The organism is Aestuariibacter salexigens DSM 15300, from assembly GCF_000429145.1.
Classification (GTDB): Bacteria; Pseudomonadota; Gammaproteobacteria; order Enterobacterales; family Alteromonadaceae; genus Aestuariibacter; species Aestuariibacter salexigens.
The window spans coordinates 151684-176629 of sequence record NZ_AUBH01000005.1 but is presented as its reverse complement, the minus strand read 5'-3'; the positions used below and the strand labels follow the sequence as shown (position 1 = coordinate 176629).

Sequence of the window (24946 nt, the reverse complement as noted above, 5' to 3'; positions counted from 1 at the left end):
CTAACTTAAGGTTGCAGTGTTGAACTTCTCAGGCCTCGCGGCTTTTCCATTCACGCCTTTTAACGAAGGCGTTCTGGACTTGGTTGCGTTTGAAAAAATTATTGTTCGCTTACTGGATAGCGGTGTTGATTCAATATGTGCGCTTGGTTCAACCGGCTTGTATCCGTACCTCAACGAGCATGAATATCGCCACATCACTCGCAAAACTGTTGAGCTGTCGGGTGACACACCGGTAATGGTGGGCATTGGTGCATTGACCACACGGGATGTACTGGTCAAGGCTGAAACGGCTCAAAAAGCAGGTGTCGATGCGTTGTTACTGGCTCCGGTGTCATATCACCGGTTGCATGATGAAGAAGTGTATTCGCTCTATGAAACAGTCTGTAGACAACTATCTGTTCCGCTCTGCATTTATGAAAATCCCGGCGTAACAGGCTTTGAGTTTAGTGATGAATTGTACAAATCACTGAGCGCGTTACCCAACATTGCGGCAATAAAAATTCCCGGCTCTCCCTTTGCGGATGAAAAGGGACATCAGCGCATAAAGACGCTTAGAGCGTTACTTCCACAAAATATGGCGATTGGTGTAAGTGGAGATAAATTCGGTGTGGCGGGGTTGGCTGCTGGATGCGATTTATGGTTGTCTGTGCTCGGTGGTTTGTTTCCACATACCGTGAAAACATGGATAACCATGATTCGTGACGGCCACGCGCAAACTGCCGAGGCAGAATCCGAACGCTTTTCGCCAATGTGGGATTTATTTGTAAAAAGTAAAGGTGGTTTGCGGGTGATGGCAACCGCCGCATCGATTCTCGGTATTAGCGAAGAGCAGAACCTGCCCGCCCCGCTAAAACCATTAAATGTGCAAGACAGGGAAGTTCTACAATCATTCATGCTGGCGCATGGACTTATCTGACCAATACCTCGACAAACAACGGCTCACTACAGAGCCGCAAGTAAAGCGTGAAATTTCGTGGTCTGAGACTACATGCCGTTGCCAAAATCACCATATTCTGGCGCGTTGTCTCTGACCTTTTTCAGCGCATCGCTGTATAGCATCAGATAGTTGAGGGCAAAATCGGTGCGCTCAGACATGTACGCTTCAGCATCCTTATTGTCATTTTTTTTACCGTTGAAAATCGTCCCGACGTCGCGATAAATCAGGTGCTCTGGTAAGTAACAAATGCGCGAATTTTTATACGTGGCACGCATTTCGTTAATTGGATACGTGCCGCCGATACTGGCAGACACGGATGCGATCAGCGCAGGTTTATGTCCAAACTCCGCCGTTGAGTACAATAAAAACAAGTTCTTCATTGCCGCGGGTACCATGCCGTTCCATTCTGGTATGACAAATACAAACGCATCGGAGCGTTGCAGTTGACTGCGAACACGCTCAATCTCCGCCTGCTCAGATTCACTGTAGCTTTCCTTCCAGTAAGGCAGAGCAAAATCAGATAGGTCAATCAGTTCGGCGCTTTGACAGTTGTCGTGATGCTGCAATTTCTCTGCAATCATGCGGCCGATTTTTACGCTCTCTGAGTCCCGGCGATGACTGCCGGTGACGATGGTAACGTTATTCATTCTTGTTAGTGCTCCCATGTATTCATTCTGTTTAAGGCATAATCGAGTAGCTGTACGGTCTGGCCGCTGGCTGTCTCACGCTTTGCAATAAGCTGTTGCTTGATCGATTGATGTTCAACGCCGGTGTGATGACACAGTTCAGCCAGTTCAAACAGCAACAACCATTCATCGTGTCCGCTTTGCTGAATGTCCTGACAGAGCTGTTCAACCATTTTGACATCAGTCTGCTCGGACTGTCTGAGATCGCGCACCCGCTTATACAGGCTGAACAGCGTTTTGGTTTGCTCATCGTAATCAATTGAGACGGTAGCCGTATTGGAAGGCTGCTTATAAAGCGGGAATGCTGACTGATCTGCAGAGCCGCCATAAACAGACACGATCTCCTGGCCAACGGCCATATCGTATTCGCCCCACTCAGGATCAAACAAAACGTCGCCATTAAGTGCAGTTACTGTGCATTCATCGAAAGTAAATAACAGGTTTTTACCGTCCCGCCGGTAGATGCTCATCAATAGACCTTCAACCCTGATACCGGATAAAAATTCCAGCGTCGCGCGCTTGCCGACTTCAATATCAAACAGCTTTAAATCATCAATGCTGTAGGATGACAGGCATTTGTCCATGGCCTGTACCTTGCCCACAGGGCTGCCGAATCCATGTGGATGTCTGTCGGTGCCATGGCCGCGCATTTGCTTTTCTTTGTAGCTTAGCTGTGTAGGGCCAGTGGTGTTGATATAGGTAGCAGTGCCGGTCGCGTCAGTGCGCATGGCGGTGAACTGGCCGCTAACCTCAAGCCCGGAATTGTATACCGCAGTATTAACCGTTTGGGCGTCGATAGCCGTTTGGATGGATTCGGTTCCACCCTTATAAAAGCAGGTGCTTTTGGCAAACTCTTCGGCAATTTGTGACAGGTGGCGACAATTTTTAGCGACAAACAGTTGCGGTTGCTCGCGGGTAATATCGTAGGTAGTCGCAATAGCATCGATGGTCAGCGGTATCTTTTTCACTTTATCGTCATCAAGACAGTTCACACTCTCACCGAGCGACGATAGAAGGCCTGCACCATATATTTTATAATCGTTCGGTTCGCCAACTAATCCATACTCAGTCGTCCACCACTGCAAACGTGATAGCAAGGTCGATTCTGAGGGCTTGGTATCTTTGTATTTTTCGATGCAGTCGCTGAGGACTTTTTCCGCCTTATCGATGTCTTCCTGGGTTGCTTTTGGCGACTCCTTGACTATCGACAAGGCACGAATGGCTTCATACGTTTCGATGTCACCGCGATCCGAAATAACGCGACGACCAAAATCACCCACTCTTTCCAGATATTCAGCGTAATCGACATCGATAATGAACGGTGCATGACCCGCTGATTCATGAATGATATCCGGTGCGGGTGTGTACAGCATATGGTCGATAGAGCGGATATCTACGGCAACGACAAGCACTCTATGTGCTAAAAATTCGATAAAAATAGCGGGAGGAATAAACCCATCCACCACCGCTGCGCGCCAGCCGATTTTCTCCAAATTAGCGTTCATTTCTTCGATTTTGGGGATATATTCGACACTGATCCCTGTGCCTTTCAAACCTTGCAAATACAGTGGATGAGCGGTGTTGGTTAGATTTTCTACCAACTGATGCATCAGGAATCGCCAGATAGCCTGATCACGTGGGGTGTAGCTGTCGTAGTCCTGCTTCGCAACAAAAGGGCGAAGATGCTGGGGAAGACTGTCTATCACTTGCTGCTGGGTGCGCACTCTGACTCTCCTCATCGAGCGTTAGGTCAGTAATTTGACGCAGAGTCTAATGGGCTCGACGGGGAAGACAATAAATGACGGAGAGTTTTACGCCATAATCCATCATTGCTTCTGTAAATTAAGGTTTACCAGCAGGGAAATCAGAGTTTATTGCCGCAGGTCTGGCAGTCGGGCCGCTTGGGTAACAGAAAGCGTTGCCAGTCGCCCCGTTTGCCGTCGAACACCAATAGCTTCCCGACTAGGTTATCACCAAAATCAGTCAGAATTTTAATGGTTTCCAGTGCTTGCATCGTACCGATAATGCCGACAATAGGGGAGAGGATACCGCTCTCTACGCAGCTTAGTTGTTGCTCACCAAACAGGCTGCAAAGGCATGCATAACAAGGGGAGTCAGCGCCAGGAATAAAGCTGGTTAACTGACCTTCACTGCGGATTGCAGCGCCGCACACTAACGGCAGACTGTAGGTGAGTGAAAGGTTATTCAAAAACCGACGCGTTGCCAGATTGTCACTGCAATCGACAATGATATCGATATCAGCCAGCAGTGTTTTGTCAGTATTGTCATCTACACGAGACAGCAGAGTATGCACCTGACATTCACTATTGAGCTCATGCAGCGCCTGCTTGGCGGACGCCACCTTTGCCGTTCCCACATCACACTCGCGATGCAAAATCTGACGCTGTAAATTCGTCATCTCGACATTATCGTCATCTGCCAGCGTTAGCTGTCCTATTCCCGCTGCGGCAAGATATTGAGCTGCGGCACAGCCTAAACCGCCAACCCCCACCATCAGGGCGTGACTGTTTAACAACAATTCCTGACGGTCTATATCGAAGTCAGGCATCAGGATCTGACGATTAAACCGCATGGCTTGCGCAGTGTTAAGTGACGTTTTCATCGTGCTTTCAGAAATTCATCGAAAGGCTCAACGATCACCTTCTCCCCCGCTTCTACATCACCTCTTTGCGCTTCCAGTACCACAAAGCAATTTGCCTGTGACATCGCAGATAATACGCCAGAGCTTTGTTTTCCGTGGGGAGCAACAGCAAGTGAGCCATCAGCAGCGAGCTCAAACAACCCACGTTGGTAATCAAGCCTGCCGGGGCGCTTTCTGAAAGGCTTACTGGCTACCGCCGACAATCTCAACGGCGTAAATTGCTGCTGACCAGAAAGTTTACGAAGCCCGGGCAACGCAACCTGATGGAATGTCACCATGGACGAAACTGGGTTACCAGGCAAACCAAAAAAATAGCTGCTCGGTAACTTACCAAATGCCAGTGGCTTGCCCGGTTTCATAGCGAGCTTCCAGAAATTAATGCTGCCAATTTCATCGAGCACATCACGAATAAAGTCTGCCTCACCGACAGAGACGCCTCCGCTGGTAATAACCGCATCGGCCTGACTGTCTGCTCTGAGGAAGGCGTCACGAATCGCTTCTTTATCATCTTTTACCACGCCTAAATCGATGACCTCTGCGCCCATTTGCGCAAGCAACGCATGTAAAGCGCGGCGATTAGAGTCGTAAATACATCCATCTGGCAGTGCCTCTCCTGGCTGCCGAAGTTCATCACCGCTGGAGAACAGCGCCACTTTTATGGGGCGAAACACCAGCGCTTCAGTGATGCCTACTGACGCAATGAGACCGATATCGATGGCGCTTAGTTTATGCCCCTTCTCAAGTAACGTGCTGCCTATAGCAATGTCATCGCCCACCGGCCTGACCGATTCGCCTTTTTTCGGCCACTCAGAAACAGCAATCGTATCGCCATGCACTGTAGTATTTTCCTGCATCACAACGGCATCTGCGCCAGATGGCATTTTCGCACCGGTCATGATCCGTACACATTCGCCTTGGTTGACTTGACCTGTGAAAGGTTGTCCAGCGAATGACTTACCGATAACCCGAAGTGATGACTGATGATGATTATCTTCGCTGCGTAACGCGTAGCCATCCATTGCCGAATTGGCAAACCCTGGCACGTTGATGGGAGATGTGATCGATTCAGCTATCACCCTTCCATTAAGCTTATGAAGTGGCAAATGTTCACTTTCGTGAACGGGATTTACGGCGTCCAGTAATGTTGTAAGAGCAGATGAAACTGGCAACAAACCTGGCCTATCGCAATGACTCGACATCGTGTTTCCTATTCTGAATGGCACATTATCTCGAACCTTTAGTTTTTTATATTAGCGTCAAGTCAGGCAAAAAAATAATCAATTCTTTCAATAAGATCTGATGATCAAAATCTAATACTTCGAAATTTTCTGATGATCTAATTTAATCACACCGCCGTTTTTTTACATCGTGTTACAAAAATATAAAAACTGTAACCGCTGTTGTAAACACACATTCTAGGTAACCAAACATGTTTGAAGTAAAGCAGTTAACAAAGGCCGTTAAGTACGGTTTGCTGTTCGGTTCGCTATCAGCCATCGGTACTTCTGTGCACGCACAGGAGAACGCAGATGCAGCGGCTGAAGAGGGTGTAGAGAAAATTGAAGTAACGGGTTCACGTATCCGTCGTCCCGAGTTGTCATCACCTGCTCCTGTACTGACCGTTGATGCGCAACAGATTGCGCGTTTCGGCAACCCTGACCTGGGTAGCATCTTGGCAGAGCTTCCGGCTGTTGCAGCAGGCTCTACACTTATCGGTAATAACAACTCGAACGCGAATGCGGGCTTGAGTTCACCAGACCTGCGTTCACTGGGCGAGAATCGCACACTGACACTGGTCAACGGTAAGCGTCATGTGGCAGGTTCTCCTTTCAGCAATGCGGTTGATACGGGGTCGATCCCAGCGGCCTTGATCGACCGCGTCGAAGTTATCACCGGTGGTGCATCAGCGATCTACGGTTCTGACGCCGTTTCTGGGGTCATTAACCTTATTCTCCGTGATGACTTTGAAGGCGTAGAGCTGCGAGCTTCCGGCAGCACTGATACAAAAAGCATCGGTAATCAAACATACAATTACAGTGCATTAGTCGGTGCAACCACCTCTGACGGTCGCGGTAACGTCACCTTCTTCGCTGAACAACAGCAAATCAACGAAGTGATGATTCCGGACCTGCAGCAGGCTGCAAACTGGGGGACTATCCTTAACCCAGAAAATGGCGGTGAGGACGACGGTATTCCTGATCGCCTGCGTGTTCCTAATGTAGGCTCTGAAATGATAAACGCGTTTGGCGTTTTGAACCCTTTCTTTGGTTCAGCCAATGGCGTGCCCCCGCGCATCACATTTACACCAAATGGTGACCCCATTGCTCAGGTGGACCGGATTGGCACCAACAGTTTCGCTTTCGGTAATTTTGACCGCGCCTATGACACGGTGTTTTTCACCGAGGATTACGAGAACTATGTGCCTGACCAGGAAACTCTGACACTGGCAAGCACTTTCCGTTACGACTTTACTGACAACGTTCGCTTCTACGGCGATGTGAAGTACGTTGATAAATATATCGAGCAGCAGTTCCAACCTTCGTTCCGTTTTGGCAACGTGGCCATCAACGCGACGGATAACCCGTTCCTGCCGGAAGAAGCACGTCAGATGCTGTTCGATGCAGGACAAACAGGTGCGGTGCGCTTCTCACGTTTCTTCGACGACATTGGCAACCGTTCAGCATCTAATGACCGTAAACTGTGGCGAGTCGTGACGGGTTTTGAAGGCTACTTCACGCTCGGCGAAACTGACTTTGACTACGATGTGTACTACAGCCGTGGCGAAGTATCAAATACTCGTCGTACGCTCAACGACTTAATCCCAGGCAATTTCCTGGCCGCATTGGATGCCGTGATTGACCCTGCAACAGGTGAAGCTGCTTGTCGTAGCCAGGTAGCCAGTGCACAAGGCGAGGGTTACACCGATCCTGCTACCGTTAATGGCGGTGCCTGTGCGCCGTTTAACCCGTTCGGCTTCGGTCAAGCCTCGGCTGAGGCCGTCGATTTTGTATCGGGTAACGTTCAACGTGAAGATGAAATTACACAGACTTACTACGGCGGTTATGTGTCATTTGATTCAGCGCAGTTGTTCGAACTGCCAGGTGGTCCTCTAGGCATCGCTTTGGGTTATGAATACCGTGAAGAGACAGTGGATACAGTGACTGACGAATTCACTAAAGCGGGTTTCTTCACTAGCGCCGCAACGCCAGATTCATCGGGTGGCTATGACGTAGAAGAGTACTTCATTGAGTTACGTGCACCACTGCTGACAGACGCTTTCCTGGCTAAAGAGTTGTCATTTGATGCGGCATTCCGTGCTGCTGACTACTCTCATGCTGGTGACGCCGATGCGTGGCAGGTTGGCTTTATGTGGGCGCCGATTGATGATGTTCGTTTGCGTGGTACAATCGGTGAAGCGGTTCGTGCGCCAAACGTAGATGAAGCGTTTAGCCCATTATCTCCAGGCTTTGCCAACATTTCTGACCCCTGTGACGCCGACAATATCGATGATGATCCGGATCGTCGCGCTAACTGTGCAGCACTGGGTATTCCTGATGGCTTCCAGGCTAACGATAACGTTAGTATTCAAATTCTGTCTGGTGGTAACCCCAACCTGATCTCTGAGACCAGTGAATCACGCACCGTGGGTGTAGTGTGGACGCCAGAGTTCATTGAGAACTTCTCAATGACAGTTGACTGGTATGACATCGAAATCGAAGATGCGATTAGCTCGGTATCTGCGCAGGACATTCTCGACAACTGTGTTGACGCGACGGGTGGTCCGGACACCGGTTTCTGTAGCCAAATTGATCGTGGTGCAGATTTCGACATCGACTTGGTACGTTCGGGCTTCGTTAACGCGTCGGCGCTGACTACAGCCGGTGTTGAATTCCAGATCCGTTATTCAACAGAGCTTGAAGAGTATGACCTGCCGGGCGAACTGCGCTTCAATATTCAGGGTAACAAGGTTACAGAGCTCGACGAGTTCATCTTCCAGGATCGCCCTGATGAAATTAACGTAGAAGTCGGTGAAGTCGGTGATCCAGAGTGGCAGTTCCGTACCATCATCGACTATCGTCTGGGCGACTGGAACTTCAACTATACCAGCCGTTACATCGACCGCGTTGCATTATTCGACGTATCACCGGGTGGCGGTTCACCTGAAGATGCTGATCCAGGCTTCGTGGGTTCGATCTGGACTCATGACTTTGGTGTAGAGTACTACTACAGCGAAAACGTTGAGTTCAACGTGGGTATACGCAACGCATTTAACAAGGTTCCACCGGGTTATACCTTTGACCCGCTGTATGATCTGGTTGGTCGTCGCGTGAACGCGTCTGTCGTCGTACGCTTCGAGTAAGCAGTTGTAAACGTCTACACTCCCTGGTAGACCACACCCGCTGCCCGTTTTGGGACAGCGGGTTTTTTATGTTAAAAACGCGCTATGGCACATGATACACAGCACATAAACAAGCAGCGTCAAAACCTCGATGCGTTTGATGAAATTTGGGTATTTGGCTACGGCTCCCTGATTTATAAGGTGGATTTTCCCTATCTGAAAAGTAGCGTTGCGCATCTCTATGGTTATGAACGTCGATTCTGGCAGGGTAGTCACGACCATCGTGGTACACCAGAAAATCCGGGCAGGGTGCTCACCCTTACCCCAGTTCCGCAAGCTCGTTGTTTCGGCAGGGCCTTTCAGGTTGAGCGGGAGGTGTTTGATCATCTCGATCACCGCGAAAAGAATGGTTATCTCCGAGAGATCGTGGAGATTGAGTTAGTCACCGAAAATCGCATCGTTGAAGGCCTGGTTTACATTGCCAGCCCTGAAAACGCAGCTTTTCTGGGTGAGGCCAGTAGCGATGACATAGCCAGACAAATTTATCATTCCTCAGGACCCAGCGGGCCAAATCGCGACTACGTTTTTCAACTGGCGGATGCACTGCGTGAACATAACGAAATTGATGCCCATGTTTTTGATATTGAATCAGCAATTTGTCGTATTCACGAGCAGAAGTAATTGATCTACTCTTAGCAGTATGATTTTTGACGATAAGCAAAATATGAATAGTGCGCTCGACACCGGTCGACCGTGGATTTATGTCGATAGTGCCCTGGCCGTATCCAAACCACTGGCATGGATGGTATTGCTGGCGGGGACGCTGGCAATGCTCGGCTATATGCTTGGTGTGCCAATATTCTACCGTCCCATAGAAGGCGGTGCCGCAACGCACCCACTCACCTGTGTTTTTCTTATCGTTTATGGAGTTTGCATTTTACTCGATAAAGAGCAGCACTCTACGCGACAGTTAGGGCTAGGCCTGCTCACGCTGAGCGTCCTGCTCTGTTTAATGGTCATTGTTGAAAAATTCACCGATACAAACATCACAAACGTCATCACGCCCTTTTCTTCAAATGTTATCAGGGAGCGAGATGCGGGCTTGGATAACAGCATGGGTATGAATACAGCATTGTTAATGTTATTTGTCGGACTATCAGTGCTGGCACAATACACTGACAGGTACAAGCGTTCACAGTTGTTCGCCCTTTGTGCTTTGTTCATGCCCCTGCTTGGCTTATTCGGTTATATATTCGAACTGACGGATTTTTATGGGCATATGTCATTGTTGACTGCCACCATGAGTTTTATGCTTTGTTTTAGCTTGTTGTGTAAAACCGCTCATACTGGGGTGGTACGAGCGGTCCTCAGTCCCTACATAGGCGGAATAATAGCCAGGGTTCAGTTGCTTGCAGTTACTCTGTTTGTTGCGGCCATAGTATATTTTTTTATTAATACTATTACCGCGACAAACGGCGATGCTGCGGGACTATTGTTTACATCTTTGTACTGGATGGCGCTCGGTGTTATTGGTTTATCGGCGCTGGCGATTGAAAAGGTAGATGAAGCCAGACGAATGGACAGATAATAGTCAGTCCATGTGCAAAACTACTTCAAACATGATAACTTCGGACCGTGTTATAATGACATAGCAGTCCTATCAAGACTGCTTATCACAGTAATGACCCTCATGATAAGCCTCCGACATTTAGTATTGTTATTGTCCATGGGTATCTCCGCTGCAGGTCACGCAACTAGCTCCACGATCTCACTCTACACCGAACTCTTCCCTCCCTATAACGTTCTTGATAACGGCACCATTAGGGGCATCAATACAGAACTTGTCTTACAGGCATGTAAAAGGGCTCAATTAAACTGTCTCGTAAGCATCACGCCGTGAAACCGTGCATTGGATACGCTAAAGCAAGAGGGCACTATTGAAATACTCGTCGCCCACTACATCAATGTGTCACCCTATCTTACTGAAGGCGTGCCCCAACATTTGCTCAAGTGTCTCGACGGCAGCGCAAACTATTAGTGTGTTGTGAAAAGGTTTAGCGCTGTTTCACACATCTCATCAATGTGGCTGCTATCTGCATAAATACCATCGATGAGCAAACGCGCGATGCCGTGCAAGGTGCCCCAGGTAACCTGTGTTAGCCTCAAGGTATCTTCCTCCGCTGGCATCAGTCCTTGTTTTTGCCATTCGCGGGTCATTTCAACCTGAAACTGAAAACTAGGGTATGCCTCATCTTTTAGCGCCTGTGTCGGACTGGCCTGTTTCCATATGGTACGGCCAAACATCAGGTCGTAAAGTTCAGGGTTGTCAGCGGCATAGCCAATGTAGGCACGAATAAACTTGGCGTACTTTTGTCGGGCACTAAGCGCTGATTGATCCAATATCTCTTTTGCCATCGCATGCCAATAACGAAAGCCATCCTCAGCAATCGCACAAAGAAGTGCGTTCTTATCTTTGAAATGGTGGTAGGGCGCGGTGCGTGAGACACCCACGCGGTCTGCGAGCTTGCGCAATGATAAGCCTTCAATGCCCTGTTCACGCAGCATTTCTCGTGCGGCATTTAGCAGGCTTTGATGCAAATCGCCGTGGTGGTAGCGGGCTTTTTGTAATGTCATGGCGGCAACTTATCACATATCTTGACAGCGTCAATATTAACCCCTATTTTGACGTGGTCTAGTTTAACTTGCCACCGACAAAAAGAGGCCCGTTATGGCAGCGTTGCCCGCACACTCATTTTCTACCTTTGCCGTATCTGTTGAAAATAAGATCGCTCATATCCAGCTGAATCAGCCACAACGACTTAATAGCATGGTGCCCGCCTTCTGGCATGAGCTGCCCGACGCAGTCAGGCTGATCGACGCACACTCGGCAGCCCGCGTTATTGTTATCTCGTCAACAGGTAAGCACTTCAGTGCCGGCATGGATTTATCGGTGTTTGAGAGTATGGCCAAAGACTTTGAAGGTGAGCCTGCACGTCGCGCTGAACGCTTGCGTCGATTGGTATTGGAGTTGCAGGACAGTTTCAATGCACTGGAAGACGTGCGCATGCCTGTGCTCGCCGCAGTGCAGGGTGGTGCCATTGGTGGTGCTGTCGATATGCTCAGTGCCTGTGACATGCGCTATTGCACTCAGGATGCATTTTTCACGATAAAAGAGACACAAATCGGCATGACGGCTGACGTGGGAACGCTACAGCGCTTACCCCATCTTATGCCACAGGGGCTGATCCGCGAACTGGCATACACCGGCCGCAATATGGACAGCACCGAGGCGTTGAACTGTGGATTCGTAAACCACGTATTTGAATCTCAGAATGACATGCTAAAAGGTGTAATGAAGATTGCCGCACAGATCGCCGCGAATTCACCGATGGCAGTGGCTGGTTGCAAGCATATGATCAACTATACGCGCGACCATAGCGTACAAGACAGTCTTGACTATATGGCGACCTGGCAGAGCGGCATGTTCCAGTTGCCTGACTTGCAGGCAGCGCTACAAGCACAAAAAAATAAAACACGACCCGAATTTGAAGAACTTCATCCCAATACCGTCCGCATGATGGCGGATAAGGAGTAACCTTATGACAACTAAGCCAGGACACCAGCTTTATCCTCATTTATTTCAACCCCTAGATCTGGGTTTCACGACGCTTAAAAATCGCGTGTTGATGGGCTCGATGCACACCGGTCTGGAAGAAGCGCCTAACGGCCATAAACGCATGGCTGCATTTTTTGCCGAGCGGGCCAAAGGTGGCGTGGGCCTGATTGTTACCGGCGGTATAGGCCCAAATGACGAGGGTGCAACACACGCAAAAACCCGTCGTCTGGACAGTGATGAAGCGGTTTCTGAACATAAAGAGATCACTGATGCGGTGCATGAGAACGGCGGCAAAATCTGTATGCAGATACTGCACACCGGACGCTATGCATACAATCCGAATCTGGTTGCTCCCTCTGCCGTGCAGGCACCAATCAACCAGTTCAAGCCCAAAGCACTGGATGAGCAGGGTATTCAAAAGCAAATTGACGATTTTGTGTTTACTGCCAGGCAGGCGCAAAAAGCCGGTTATGACGGCGTCGAGATCATGGGCTCAGAAGGCTATTTCATCAATCAGTTTATCGCCAGACGTACCAACCATCGTGATGATGACTGGGGTGGTGAGTACGAGAACCGAATTCGTCTGCCCATTGAAGTAGTGCGTCGCGTGCGTGAAGCGGTTGGCGAGAACTTTATCATCATCTATCGATTGTCGATGCTGGATCTGGTGGAGGGCGGTTCAAGCTATGATGAAGTGGTCACGTTGGGCAAGCAAATCGAAAAGGCCGGTGCGACCATTATCAATACAGGCATTGGCTGGCATGAGGCCCGTATCCCGACAATTTCGACAAAAGTACCGCGTGCTGCGTTTACCTGGGTCACCGCGAAATTCCGTGATGCATTGTCGATTCCTGTGATCACCTCAAACCGTATCAATATGCCTGACGTTGCTGAGGAAGTACTGGCTCGTGGTGACGCAGATATGGTGTCGATGGCGCGCCCCTTCCTGGCCGACGCCGACTTTGTCAATAAAGCGGAACAAGGGCGAGCAGACGAAATCAATACCTGTATCGGCTGTAATCAGGCTTGTCTGGACCATGTGTTCAGCGGTCAGATGACCAGCTGCCTGGTGAATCCGCGCGCCTGTCATGAGACAGAGCTGGATATTCTGCCTGCTGACCAAATTAAGCGCATTGCTGTGGTTGGTGCGGGACCGGCTGGACTGGCAGCTGCCACGACCGCTGCGCAACGCGGTCATAAAGTGACGCTGTTTGAGGCCAGCAGTGAAATTGGCGGTCAGTTTAATATCGCCAAACAGATCCCAGGTAAAGAAGAGTTTTATGAGACGATTCGCTACTTTAAGCGCATGCTTGAGCTCACTCACGTTGATGTCCGTCTTAATACCCCGGTGACAGCATCTGATCTGAACAGCGGTGAATTCGATGAAGTGATACTGGCGACCGGTATTGTGCCACGCACGCCAGATATCCCGGGCATTGAACATGAAAAAGTATACGGCTATCTGGATGTGCTGCGCGACAAGAAGCCTGTCGGCAAGCGGGTGGCCATTATTGGTGCTGGCGGCATTGGCTTTGACACATCTGAGTTTCTTAGTCATGAAGGTGAATCCAGCAGCGTCAACATTCCTCAATTTATGCAGGAATGGGGCATTGATATGGAGCTTAACGCCCGCGGTGGTGTAGAAGGTATGACGCCGCAGGTTCACCCGTCCGCCCGTGAGATTTACTTGCTGCAGCGCAAATCCACTAAGGTGGGTGCAGGACTGGGTAAGACCACCGGGTGGGCACATAGACTGGGCCTTCTCAACAAAGGGGTAAAAATGCTCTCTGGCGTGGAATACCTGAAGATCGATGATCAGGGGCTGCATATTCGCGTGCAAAATGAAGAGCAAGTATTGCCAGTCGACAACATTGTGATTTGTGCTGGCCAGGAGCCGCGCAAAGAACTGGTTGAGGGCCTAAATGCTCCTTATCACCTGATTGGTGGTGCCGATGTGGCCGCTGAACTTGACGCTAAAAGGGCTATAGACCAGGGTACCCGTCTGGCGGCTGCACTGTAATTGTTGAAGAGGCCCCGGGCAAATGCTTCGCATTTCCCGGGGTGACTTTAGCGTGTGTCGCTCCTTCTTATACCTGTCGCCCCTGCACAGGCAGGGGCCTACACCACTTATACTTGTCACCCCTGCGTATGCAAGAGTCCCGCTCTTCTACTAATATGTAAGCGAATTTTGCTATCGCTTTGATTTCTCCGTCCTCATCACTACATACTCTGTATAACTGCATGTTAATTTGGGTTATCGATGTATCCTGTGTTCGATAAGGTCACCAAGCCATTCAAAAAGCTGGCGAGCGCCGGACGGGAGCAGTTTGACCAGTGGTTTTTGCAAGATACCCATCGCTTTACCATCACCGGTTTAAGTCGTAGTGGCAAATCCATGCTGTTCACCAGCCTGATGACCATCCTTAAACATCGTAGCGAGGGCCAATACAACTGTTTACCGCTGTTGACCCGTTTACCGATGGAACTGGTCGAGCATATGCGACTGGAGCCAATAGATGGCTATACCCTGTTTCCACTCGAGGAACACTTAAGCGAGTTGGATAATCGGCGCTGGCCACAACCAACAGAGCAGGTTTATGGGTTTAAACTGATCGTTCGTCTGAAGCAGATAGCAAGGGTCAAGCAATGGCTACTGCCCTACACCGACGTGGTGTTTGAATTCATCGACTATCCGGGCGAGTGGGTGACAGATTTACCCATGTTAAATAAGACCTATAGCCAGTGGTCGGATTCTACCTGGGCGCAGCAGGCGAGTGAGCCGCAATCTCATTTTGCCGGGGGCTGGCAGCAGTTTGTGCGTGAGTTTGATTTCGAATCCAGCCCTACTAGTGAAAAGGTTCAGCAACTACTGGATGCCTATCTGCGCTACCTGCATGAAGCAAAACAGCAGGGCATTTCGATGCTACAACCAGGCAGTTTTTTGCTTGATAGCGATGGGTATGACTGGCGCAAAGCGGGTTTTACCCCTCTTCCAGCAAAAATCACCAGCGACGTCAGCCATCCTTGGAATCAGTTATTCAGCCAACATTTTTTGCAGTTCCAGTCGCAATGGCTGAACCCACTTAAACAAAGCACCTTCAAAGAGGCGGATAAGCAGATCATTCTGATCGACTTGTTTGAAGGGCTTAACCACAGCAAACAGCATCTTTATCAGTTAAAAGAAACCCTCAGTCATTTGGCAGAAACCTTCGTGTACGGCAATCCGAACTGGTTTAGTCGGCATGTGCTAAACAAATCTCAAATTGGCAAGGTCGCTTTCGTGGCAACAAAAATGGATCTGGCCCCGGCTGCTCAGCATGACAACATGCTGTCATTACTCAAAGATATAAGCGCTGGAGCGGTAGCGAAGTTTGCAGATAAGCCCATAAAATTTGAGCATTTTCTGGTATCAGCCATACAAACCACTGATGCCGATAGCGAGGCTGACAGTCTGCGCTTTTTGAATGCCAACCGCGAATATGTTGAAGCCAGTTTTGAACCCATCCCAGACGCCATTAAAGCGATGCCAGCAGATGAGCATTTCCCTCTGTTAAATGCGCAGGTGCCTGATGACTACCTGCCGCGCATATTAAACGGTCGGGGACTGGATCGGCTGTTGCAATTTTTACTGGAATAACAGGAGCGTACCTTATGTCAGCTGAAAGACCCACGCCACTGCGATCAAAAGTATCGCAGCGAACGCTCGAGCAAAGTCAGCCGAAGGTGGATTTGCCCGTCCGCGTAGAAAGGCTCGAATGGCAGGCCGATGGCAGCGCTTCGCGCCTATCATTGGGCAGCATCGCTCTGATGAGCGGTGCGCTGTGTGTGTTGGGGTTTGCACTGTTCGATGCTATGCAAAGCATCATCGTAAATTTTAGTGCTTATCCTGTTGCGACGTCTTTGCTGGGCGCACTGCTTAGCGTGTTTACTCTGACACTGTCTGTTTTAACGTTCCGTGAGTGGCAGGGTTTTACTAATATCAGCCAGTACACGCAATCTCGACTGCAGGAGGACGTGCTGGCAGAGATGGATAAGGCGCCGCTGCTTACTGCGTTAAGAGACCATGCTCGTCACTTTTCAAAACACAGCTACGCTGCGCAGTGTTTTACTCGCTTCGAACAATCGCTGCAAGATGACCATAGCGCTGCAGAAGTGCGCAAGCTCTATAAACACTGCGTCACCGATGCGGTTGAGAAAAAGGCGCAGGAAGTACTGAAAAAAGAATCGGTGGCAGCGGGCAGCATGACCTTCATTAGCCCCAACCATCTTATTCAGACGCTGGTAATTGTGTGGATCAGCCTGCGAACCATTCGCCGCGTGTCTTTGGTATTCGGCTTGCGTCCCGGTCGGCTTGGCAACTGGAAGCTACTTAAAGTATTGGCTCAGAATCTCGCCGCGCAGAGTATTTTTGACCTGGCTACGGACGAGGTGACCAATCAAATCAGCGGCTCCTTAAGTGCCAAGTTTATGGAAAACTCCGCCGAAGCGGTAGCTGCCGGTGCATTGAATGTCAGGCTGGGAAAAACCCTTATCAGGTTGCTCAGGTAGCCTTACTGACCCGCTTCGCTTACGTGACGGAAAAACTCTTCCCGGTCGTTGGTGCGCGGGAAGTTGGTATCAGGCGCGCTTACGCCAAGAAAATTACACAGTGGTGCCCAGCCTTCTTTGACTTGAAAAACCAGTAATCGATGTGAAGGGATCACGGTTTTCACCCGCTCATTATGGGTATGAAATGCATCGGTTAGGTCAGCATGACTCATGCCCGGTTTAACACCGGCCAGCGCCAGCACATTCAGACACATCTGCATCCATTCCTTAACGGGCGAAGGCGCATCATTGACACCTGCGAGCGCTGTCAAAATGGTTTCACTGATACTGTCTGCCCAGTTGTTGGGATCGCGATGAGTAAGAATGAATTTAGCATCCGGGAAAGCCTGGCTCAGAGGTTCATAAAATGATGCCGTAGGCCAGTCAACGGCTGACTGCTGACCTTTATAGGCTTCTGCCCAATCTGGCTTTCCCGCCACCACATCATTCCAGGCCGGAAGCTGTTGAGGCATGTCCTCAATGACGGCTTTCATATGATGACACGGGCCGAATCCAAGATCGTTTAATGCCACGCGCATCGACATCGTGCCGGTTCTTCCCAAGCCCGCGCCAAATACTTTCATATTGCGTCCTTACCGTTGCGAAAAGTGTCATTCAAGCATAGACAGTGATTCGCAAAATAAGCAATTTATCCCGTCAGCCTATGGGCATCAGGCAACGACGCCAACAACCCGTCTAGTGCAGCGATACTCGGCTCAGGTAGCGCAATATGTAAATCAACCTGCGCCGAGTACTGACAATCCGTCACGTTGCCTTGCTGTTGCTCGACCCACAGCCGTAGATATTGCTCATGCTTAAAGTCACAGCGTACGGTGCATTGGCATAATGAAATATGCTGAATAACCGGTAACTGTTCCATGGTTTGCTGTGTGGCCGCGGAATACGCTCTGACCAGACCACCCGCGCCCAGCTTGATACCGCCAAAATAGCGCGACACTACCACCATGATGTCACCCACACCTTTGTGCTGAAGTACATTGAAAATGGGCTTGCCTGCGGTACCTGAAGGTTCGCCATCATCTGACATCGCAGCGCTGCTGGCAGAGGCCGGGTCGCCAAGCAGATATGCCCAACAGTGATGTCGCGCATCGGGATAGCGCTTCTTGCATTCTTCAAGAATAGACATGGCAGACGCTCTGTCCGGCGCATAACCTGCGCAGGCATGAAAAGCGCTTTTCTTGATGTCCAGGCTGGTCTCAAGCGTGGTAGCGGGTATTGGGTAACTCATGCCGGTCAGTATACGTGCTTGATCGCGATCATCGAAGCGTTCGATTTATTTGCTTTTTACACTTTTTTATATATATTAGTAAAAACTAATATTAGATGTATTGAATATATAAAGGCGATACCGGACATGACTCGATTTTCTGCCGCAATGGTTGTCCTTTGCACGCAAAAACCCAAAACCATTTACCTGGTGTTGCTGGTGTTGACGTTGCTGATTGGCAGCCAGATCCCGCGCATCCAGATTGACACCGATCCTGAAAACATGCTCGACGCCAGTCATCCTGCCAGAGTTTTGCATAATCAGACTAAACAGCAATTCAGCATGCATGACGCCATTGTTGTTGGCGTCGTCAGCGATCATCCTCAAGGTGTGTATAACGCATTAACGCTAAACGACGTACATAGCCTGACCGAGACTATTCTTGATATTGACGGCGTTGTCGCATCCGATGTAATGGCGCTATCTACCGTAGACAACATCGATCAGGCTGCGCCGGGTACCATCCGCTTTGAATGGATGATGAAAACCCCACCTTCTAGCGACGAGCAGGCATTAGAGATACGAGACAAAGTTGAACGCTTGCCCTTGCTATACGACACGCTGACGTCGCAAAGTGGCAAAGCGGCCGCTATCTACGTACCTATTGTCGATAAAAATGAAAGCTATCGTATAGCAGAAACGATCAGAGCCAGTACCAATGGTTTTACACACGGTGACAATTGGTACATCACCGGCTTGCCTGTGGCTGAGGACCAGTTCGGCTTTGAAATGTTTGTGCAAATGGGCATTTCAGCTCCGCTGGCGGGCCTGACTATCTTTATTTTATTGTTTGTATTCTTTCGCAACGTGCCGCTGATCATTGCCCCCATGGTGGTGGCAATGGCAACCGTGATCATCACCATGGGCGCACTCATCGGGCTCGGTTTTACGGTGCATATCATGTCGTCCATGATTGCAATATTCCTGATGCCGATTGCGGTGGTGGATTCGGTACATATTCTGTCGGAGTTCAGCGACCGCTATAAGCCTGGACAAAATCTCCATGATGTCGTCAATGAAGTGATTGGCCATCTGTTTACGCCGATGCTGTATACCTCTGTCACTTCGTCAGTAGGCTTCTATTCTCTAATGCTTACGCCTATTCCACCAGTACAGATATTCGGTGCCTTTGTCGGTACAGGTATTCTGCTGGCATTCCTTATCACCGTGACCTTTATCCCTGCCTATCTTGCTCGAATGAGCGACAGCTCACTGGAAAAGTTACAGGCAGTGCTGCATGGCGATGGCGACAAGCAATCGCGTATTGCAAGAGTAGCACGAGGATTGGGTACCATCGCAAATCGTTTCCAGAGCAGTTTGCTGAGCGTTTTCGCTATCGTGTTTGCGATTTCTGTATGGGGGATCACACAGATACAAATCAACGATAACCCGGTACGCTGGTTCAAATCAGACCATGAGATCCGCGTTGCTGATCGGGTGCTTAACCACCATTTCGCTGGTACTTATGATGCGTATATCGTTATAAAGGACAGGTCTGACGTGCCATCCGCACAGGCATTATTAAGCGACACCCCGCCACAGGGCTTGTCTGATTGGGTTGTTGAGACACAACAAAGCCTGCAAAACCTGTCTGCCACAGAGCAGTTACAGCAGTTGATCATTGCCATTGATGACAAGTTATTTTCCGATGTAACTGAGCAACAGAGCGCTTGGTTAGAAAAGACGTTAAATACCGCTGACAGCGCACTCAATTCTGCCAAGACATTCCAGTCACCACAGGTGTTAAATACTATTCAGGAACTGCAGGCACACTTGCAGGCTTCGGGATTAGTGGGCAAATCAAATTCACTGGCCGATGTCGTTAAAGTCGTGAACCGTGAACTGCGTTCCGGACAGCCAAACGACTATGTGTTGCCGAATTCATCGGCCGCCGTTGCACAGACTCTGTTGCAGTATCAGTCGTCACATCGCCCTCAGGATCTGTGGCACTTTGTGACGCCAGATTATCGTTCTACCCTAATCTGGCTGCAATTGACCAGCGGTGATAACCAGGACATGACCCACGTGGTGCAACTGGTGTCTGACTATGTTGAGGCGAATCCTTTGCCACAGGGGCTCAGCGTCGATTGGGCAGGTAAAGCCTATCTGAACGTTGTATGGCAGGACAATATGGTTGCCGGCATGCTAGACAGTTTGTTAAGTGCGTTTGTCATTGTGTTCATTATGATGGTGTTGCTGTTCCGTTCAGTAGTGTTTGGCGTGTTAGCCATGCTGCCGTTGACCATCACCATCACCTTTATCTACGGCCTGATCGGCATTGTCGGTAAAGACTATGACATGCCCATCGCCGTATTGTCGGCGTTAACGCTTGGCTTGTCGGTGGATTTTGCAATTCACTTTTTGGAACGTACCCGCGCGATTTACCAACAAACAGGCGATTTAAAGCAAACCTTGCAAGCCATGTTTGGTGAACCTGCTACAGCGATAAGTCGCAATGCACTGGTGATCGCACTGGGATTCACACCACTGTTGTTTGCGCCATTGGTGCCCTACATCACCGTAGGCGTATTTCTGGCCAGTATTATGGCGATTTCAGCGCTGGTGACGCTGCTGGTACTTCCAGCGGTCATGAGCAAAGCCCGGCGCTGGGTATTCAGATAAGGAGACGGTAATGAAAACATTAGTAACAGGTGCATTACTCACCTTAGCAGCGAACTTTCCTGCAGTCGCTGATGTAAATCTCGATGAACTGGTGCAGCAGGCAGAGCGCGCGGCATATTATGCCGGAGAGGATGGACGCAGCCAGGCGCGGATGATGATTGTTGATGGTCAGGGGCGAAAACAAATGCGTCAGTTCACTATCTTGCGCAAAGATGTCGAGGATAACGGCGATCAAAAAATGCTGGTGTTTTTCGACCGTCCTACTGATGTGAAAGACACCGTTTTCCGAGTTGAAAAACATGCGCTGCTGGATCAGGACGACGATCGCTGGCTGTATCTCCCTGCGCTGGACTTGGTTAAACGTATTTCAGCCGGGGATAAACGTACCTCCTTTGTCGGCTCGCATTTTTTCTATGAAGACGTGTCGGGAAGAGCCATCGCTGAGGACAGCTTTTCGTTGCAGCAGGAAACTGACACCCAGTATGTACTGCGCGCTGAGCCCAAGAAGCCCGATACCGTCGAGTTTGCCTACTACGACGTCAGCATAGACAAAGCCACATCGTTGCCAGTGTTGATTAACTTTTATAAAGCCAGTGGTGAACATTACCGACAGGTTGAAGCAGTACAAATAGAGACCATTCAGGGCTATCCAACTGTGGTCCGCTCCAAAGTGACCGATCTTGCCTCCGGTGGCTATACCCTGATGGAATTTCGTGGTGCAGAATATGATCTTGGTTTACCGGATGACTTATTCAGTGAGCGAAGCCTGCGCACGCCACCTCGTCAATGGTTGAATTAAGCCCATGAAAGTCGTTGCACTCATATTGGTTGCCAGCCTCTTGGGATGGTCTGTTTATGCGCAGGAAACGCAAAGTACCGGCAGTAACGATGAATGGCAAATGGATGAATGGGGAGACTGGGAAGAACAGGAACAGCAAAGTGTCTTACCTGTAACCGGCTTTTTCGACGTGGCTGTGGGACAGCGTTTCAGCAGTGATCCAGCAATTTCCGGCAATAAAACCCTGCGCGACCTGCGCGTGCAGGTGCAATGGGAGAAACTATTTGACGCCTCTTCTTTACATTTCACCTCTGATCTTTATTACGATGGGGTCAAAGATAATGTGGAAATTCAGGTTCGTGAACTGGCATGGCAAGGCAGACTTTCAGCGTTAGACAGCTGGGGCGACAACCTTGATGTCAAGGTCGGGCAGCAGGTGCTGACCTGGGGGACCGGTGATTATCTGTTTCTTAACGATCTGTTTCCCAAAGACTGGCAGTCATTTTTTTCCGGGCGTGATGATGAATACCTTAAAGCGCCTTCCCTGTCTGCCAAAGTCTCTGGTTATTTTGACTGGGGTAATGTGGATGTCGTGGTGACACCACGTTTTGCGCCGGACAACTATATCAACGGTGAGGTATTTTCATTCTTTAATCCCATGGCACAGAGTAACGTTGCGCCAGAGTTTGTTGTTTCCGATGACAATCGTCCGGAAGGAGCCGAAGTGGCGCTTCGTTATTACCGCAGTGTCGATACCACTGATATCGCACTTTACGGCTATAGGGGCTATCACAAATCACCTAATGCCACTGACGAGTTTGGCCGGCCCCGGTTTACTCGACTTAATGTGTATGGCGCGAGTGCCATCTCGCCATTTGGCAGTGGCCTGGCCAAGGTTGAGTATGCTTTCCATGATTCTATGGATGATAGCGACGGCTCCAATCCTCTTGTGCCTAATAGTCAGAGTCGTTTCCTGGTCGGGTATGAGCATGAGCTGGTGGCAAATCTTACCGGCTCAGTGCAGTGGTATCTTGAGCATAACCACGACCATAGCTCGTTACTTAACGCTTCGCCCTGGCCTCAATATGAGTCAGAGCAAAACCGTCACGTGGTCACTACACAGTTGATGTACAGGGCGTTACGACAGACTCTGACCCTAAACTGGTTTAACTTTTATTCGCCGACCGATAGCGATGGCTACATGCGTTTTCGCGCTACCTATAAACCGGTGGATGAATGGAGCGTATCAGGTGGGTTGAACTGGTTCTATGGCGATGAGTCGCACACTTTTTTCAATCAATTTGAAGACGCCAGCAATGCTTATATGGCGTTTCGTTATTATTACTAGGAGTAGAGTATGTCTGCAGAAAGAGCCTTAACCGCATTTGCCGGATTTATGGTGTTGTTGTCCGTCGCCTTGACGGTATGGGTACACGAGAACTTTATCTGGTTCACTGTATTTATCGGTGCCAACTTGTTTCAACAAAGCTTTACCGGCTTTTGCCCCGCCACCATCGTGTTGCGCAAAGTGTTTGGTTTTAAAACTGAAAAAGAGCTGGCGACGGGACAATAAAAACAAGATTCCGGACAGCCGCCCTGCGGCGTCCGGAATGACAGACTAAATTGAACAGGCGGTTGCCTCTCTTGCTAGGCCCCCAACTTACGAAAAATACGTCTCTAAAAAGAAATAGCTGGTGATAGCACAACTCATTGCTATGACAGCGTATCTCACTTTCTCTTGTCCGATGCGCTTTGCTACAACAGCGGAAAAATAGCCCCCCAGCAGTGTGCCTGTAAGTACTGCGATTCCCTGTTGCCAGGCGATGGCATCCTGGAGGATAAAAATAATCACTGCCGATGCGGACACGCTGGATGATAGCAACAGCTTGATACCATTCATCGAATGGATATTCCGATATCCAGCCAGCATAAGAATGGATAGCAAAATGATCCCTAACCCAGCGTTGAAATAGCCACCGTATACACAAACGACGCACAGCAATATTAGCCAGGGCGTTGTCGAGGCTAAGGAGATACGTTGCAGTTTTTCATTGATGCGCCCACCAAATATGAAAAGCACGGTAGCGAACAGCAGGAGCCAGGGAATAACGGCATTAAAAGACGATTCTTTTGTGTGCAACAGCAGCAAGGCACCTATGACTCCGGCTATCACACTTACTGGAATCCATATACATAGCTCGGTGCGATAGGTTTTAAGCTCCTCCCGAAACCCGTACGCACCGCTCAGATAACCTGCCAGTGAAGCAAACGTATTGGTGGCATTGGCACTCACTGGCGGCACGCCCACGGCGAGCAGAGCGGGGAAAGTAATAAAACTGCCACCACCTGCAAGCGTGTTCACTACACCGCCTAACAGGCCCGCCAGCAACAGTAATAAAAAGTCGCTTACCACCAGCGCTACAGCAAGCTGCCCAGATACCTGGCTAACTCCAGCATGGCAAATTTGCCTGCTACGTTTTCGGCATCAGAGTTGTAATTGGTATTGGTGTTGACGTCATAGGTGTAAACGTTTCCGTCCTCATCCTGAATTGCCTCAATGCCCGCCACTTTCACATTGTTGTCTGCAAGAAACGCCTCGTAGGCGTCAATGAAATCTGGTCTGTAATTGGTCAGGATTTCAAATTTCGCTTTGGGTGCTGAACTTGCGCCATCTGTGGGACAAAACATGTCGTCGATGGAACAGGCATCGGCAGGACATAGTTCAAAGCCTTCGGATGTGTCGACTCTGACGGCATAGAAAAATTTACCGTTAATGAATTCATGGCGAATAATGTACGGCTCCGGCGCTTTGATGTATTGCTGAATCAGGGTAATACCGTCGACCGGGTCATCAAACAAAGGGCCATCCAGATAGTCTTGTAGTGCCTGAACCGAATGAAACAGCTGCACACCCTGCCCCTTGCCGGCACGATTATGCTTTGTGATAAAGCTGTCCATACCTAGTGATTCTGCGGCTTCAATAATGTGCTTTTTACCCACAGCGGCAATGGTTTTTGGTGTCGCAATACCGGCTGCATTCAACGCCATATATTGATTAACCTTGCTCACCTCCAGACGCAATGCGCGGGTGCCGTTGATTACGATGCGATTATGTTTTTCCAACCAGGCTAACACAGCTTCGGTAAATTCAGGTGCATAGCGATGATCGCGGGTATGGGACGATGCGCTGATGCGATTATAAAACACGCCTAGTGGAGGCTCGCTGGAGAGATCTATTTTACCTTCATCTAGGTGCCATAGTTCATATGGGAGTGACAACTCATCAAGCCTTTTCTGCAGGTGTATAGTCCACTCGTTGTTCTCGTGTAATACATAGATTTTTTTCATTACATCGCTCGCTAATATCAGTCTTAACTGGACTACGTTTTGATTCAGAAAATTGATCCTATGTGTCTCGAACAATGGTGTAC

The 24946-nt window shown here is 49.4% G+C and carries 21 protein-coding genes; 12 read left to right on the top strand and 9 right to left on the bottom strand.

The genetic code is table 11. The features are described 5' to 3' along the window. The first annotated feature begins 19 nt into the window (after positions 1 to 19). The gene (locus G441_RS0109615; protein WP_026376162.1) at positions 20 to 916 is read left to right on the top strand and encodes a dihydrodipicolinate synthase family protein; all 897 of its coding nucleotides are present in this window, start codon (positions 20 to 22) and stop codon (positions 914 to 916) included. A 68-nt stretch (positions 917 to 984) separates the two neighbouring features. On the opposite strand, the gene G441_RS0109610 is transcribed toward G441_RS0109615, so the two are convergent. From G441_RS0109610 to moeA, 4 genes are all read right to left on the bottom strand, one after another. After that, positions 985 to 1584, bottom strand: a complete 600-nt coding sequence (locus G441_RS0109610; RefSeq protein WP_026376161.1) for an NADPH-dependent FMN reductase — start codon at positions 1582 to 1584, stop codon at positions 985 to 987. A 5-nt stretch (positions 1585 to 1589) separates the two neighbouring features. After that, complete coding sequence (locus G441_RS18365; protein ID WP_205622173.1) at positions 1590 to 3347, bottom strand: aromatic amino acid hydroxylase; 1758 nt, start codon at positions 3345 to 3347, stop codon at positions 1590 to 1592. Positions 3348 to 3487: 140 nt separating this feature from the next. After that, positions 3488 to 4246 (bottom strand): HesA/MoeB/ThiF family protein, encoded by a 759-nt coding sequence (locus G441_RS0109600; protein WP_026376160.1) that lies wholly within the window; start codon positions 4244 to 4246, stop codon positions 3488 to 3490. Then, positions 4243 to 5484: a molybdopterin molybdotransferase MoeA gene (moeA, locus tag G441_RS0109595; RefSeq protein ID WP_026376159.1), complete on the bottom strand. Its 1242-nt coding sequence runs from the start codon at positions 5482 to 5484 to the stop codon at positions 4243 to 4245. The genes G441_RS0109600 and moeA overlap by 4 nt, the downstream gene beginning before the upstream one ends. Positions 5485 to 5714: 230 nt before the next feature. Here moeA and G441_RS0109590 point away from each other — a divergent pair, with 230 nt between their 5' ends. The 3 genes from G441_RS0109590 to G441_RS0109580 all read left to right on the top strand — a co-directional run bounded on the left by G441_RS0109590 (position 5715) and on the right by G441_RS0109580 (position 10212). After that, a complete protein-coding gene (locus G441_RS0109590) occupies positions 5715 to 8645 on the top strand; it encodes a TonB-dependent receptor plug domain-containing protein (RefSeq protein ID WP_026376158.1) in 2931 nt (976 codons plus the stop codon). A gap of 84 nt (positions 8646 to 8729) precedes the next feature. Next, entirely contained in the window at positions 8730 to 9305 is a 576-nt protein-coding gene (locus G441_RS0109585; RefSeq protein ID WP_026376157.1) for a gamma-glutamylcyclotransferase, read from the top strand. A gap of 43 nt (positions 9306 to 9348) precedes the next feature. Beyond that, the gene (locus G441_RS0109580) at positions 9349 to 10212 is read left to right on the top strand and encodes a hypothetical protein (RefSeq protein ID WP_156896333.1); all 864 of its coding nucleotides are present in this window, start codon (positions 9349 to 9351) and stop codon (positions 10210 to 10212) included. Positions 10213 to 10658: 446 nt separating this feature from the next. On the opposite strand, the gene G441_RS0109575 is transcribed toward G441_RS0109580, so the two are convergent. After that, entirely contained in the window at positions 10659 to 11258 is a 600-nt protein-coding gene (locus tag G441_RS0109575) for a TetR/AcrR family transcriptional regulator (RefSeq protein ID WP_026376155.1), read from the bottom strand. A 94-nt stretch (positions 11259 to 11352) separates the two neighbouring features. On the opposite strand from G441_RS0109575, the gene G441_RS0109570 reads away from it, so the two are divergent. The 4 genes from G441_RS0109570 to G441_RS18360 all read left to right on the top strand — a co-directional run bounded on the left by G441_RS0109570 (position 11353) and on the right by G441_RS18360 (position 16788). Continuing rightward, positions 11353 to 12219: a crotonase/enoyl-CoA hydratase family protein gene (locus tag G441_RS0109570; RefSeq protein ID WP_026376154.1), complete on the top strand. Its 867-nt coding sequence runs from the start codon at positions 11353 to 11355 to the stop codon at positions 12217 to 12219. 4 nt (positions 12220 to 12223) lie between these two features. Next, complete coding sequence (locus G441_RS0109565) at positions 12224 to 14260, top strand: NADPH-dependent 2,4-dienoyl-CoA reductase (protein WP_026376153.1); 2037 nt, start codon at positions 12224 to 12226, stop codon at positions 14258 to 14260. Between the two features lie 240 nt (positions 14261 to 14500). Further along, entirely contained in the window at positions 14501 to 15877 is a 1377-nt protein-coding gene (locus tag G441_RS0109560) for a YcjX family protein (protein ID WP_026376152.1), read from the top strand. Between the two features lie 14 nt (positions 15878 to 15891). Next, entirely contained in the window at positions 15892 to 16788 is an 897-nt protein-coding gene (locus G441_RS18360) for a YcjF family protein (RefSeq protein WP_051275462.1), read from the top strand. Positions 16789 to 16790: 2 nt separating this feature from the next. On the opposite strand, the gene G441_RS0109550 is transcribed toward G441_RS18360, so the two are convergent. Continuing rightward, on the bottom strand, positions 16791 to 17411 hold the full coding sequence (locus G441_RS0109550) for a sulfotransferase family protein (protein ID WP_034474781.1): 621 nt from the start codon (positions 17409 to 17411) through the stop codon (positions 16791 to 16793). A gap of 65 nt (positions 17412 to 17476) precedes the next feature. Then, complete coding sequence (locus G441_RS0109545) at positions 17477 to 18076, bottom strand: IMPACT family protein (protein WP_026376150.1); 600 nt, start codon at positions 18074 to 18076, stop codon at positions 17477 to 17479. Positions 18077 to 18202: 126 nt separating this feature from the next. On the opposite strand from G441_RS0109545, the gene G441_RS0109540 reads away from it, so the two are divergent. Genes G441_RS0109540 through G441_RS0109525 form a run of 4 tightly spaced genes read left to right on the top strand, consistent with a single transcriptional unit; the run spans position 18203 to position 23088 of the window. Beyond that, on the top strand, positions 18203 to 20737 hold the full coding sequence (locus G441_RS0109540; RefSeq protein ID WP_026376149.1) for an efflux RND transporter permease subunit: 2535 nt from the start codon (positions 18203 to 18205) through the stop codon (positions 20735 to 20737). 10 nt (positions 20738 to 20747) lie between these two features. Continuing rightward, entirely contained in the window at positions 20748 to 21536 is a 789-nt protein-coding gene (locus G441_RS0109535) for an outer membrane lipoprotein-sorting protein (protein ID WP_026376148.1), read from the top strand. A 4-nt stretch (positions 21537 to 21540) separates the two neighbouring features. Beyond that, positions 21541 to 22863 carry a hypothetical protein gene (locus G441_RS0109530; RefSeq protein ID WP_026376147.1) on the top strand — a complete coding sequence of 441 codons (1323 nt, stop codon included), beginning with the start codon at positions 21541 to 21543 and terminating at the stop codon, positions 22861 to 22863. 9 nt (positions 22864 to 22872) lie between these two features. Then, positions 22873 to 23088: a YgaP family membrane protein gene (locus G441_RS0109525; protein WP_026376146.1), complete on the top strand. Its 216-nt coding sequence runs from the start codon at positions 22873 to 22875 to the stop codon at positions 23086 to 23088. An 87-nt stretch (positions 23089 to 23175) separates the two neighbouring features. Here G441_RS0109525 and G441_RS0109520 read toward each other — a convergent pair whose 3' ends face one another. Both G441_RS0109520 and G441_RS0109515 read right to left on the bottom strand, forming a co-directional pair. Further along, positions 23176 to 23928 carry a sulfite exporter TauE/SafE family protein gene (locus G441_RS0109520; RefSeq protein ID WP_026376145.1) on the bottom strand — a complete coding sequence of 251 codons (753 nt, stop codon included), beginning with the start codon at positions 23926 to 23928 and terminating at the stop codon, positions 23176 to 23178. 5 nt (positions 23929 to 23933) lie between these two features. Beyond that, positions 23934 to 24863 (bottom strand): ATP-grasp domain-containing protein, encoded by a 930-nt coding sequence (locus G441_RS0109515; RefSeq protein WP_026376144.1) that lies wholly within the window; start codon positions 24861 to 24863, stop codon positions 23934 to 23936. Positions 24864 to 24946: the final 83 nt, after the last annotated feature.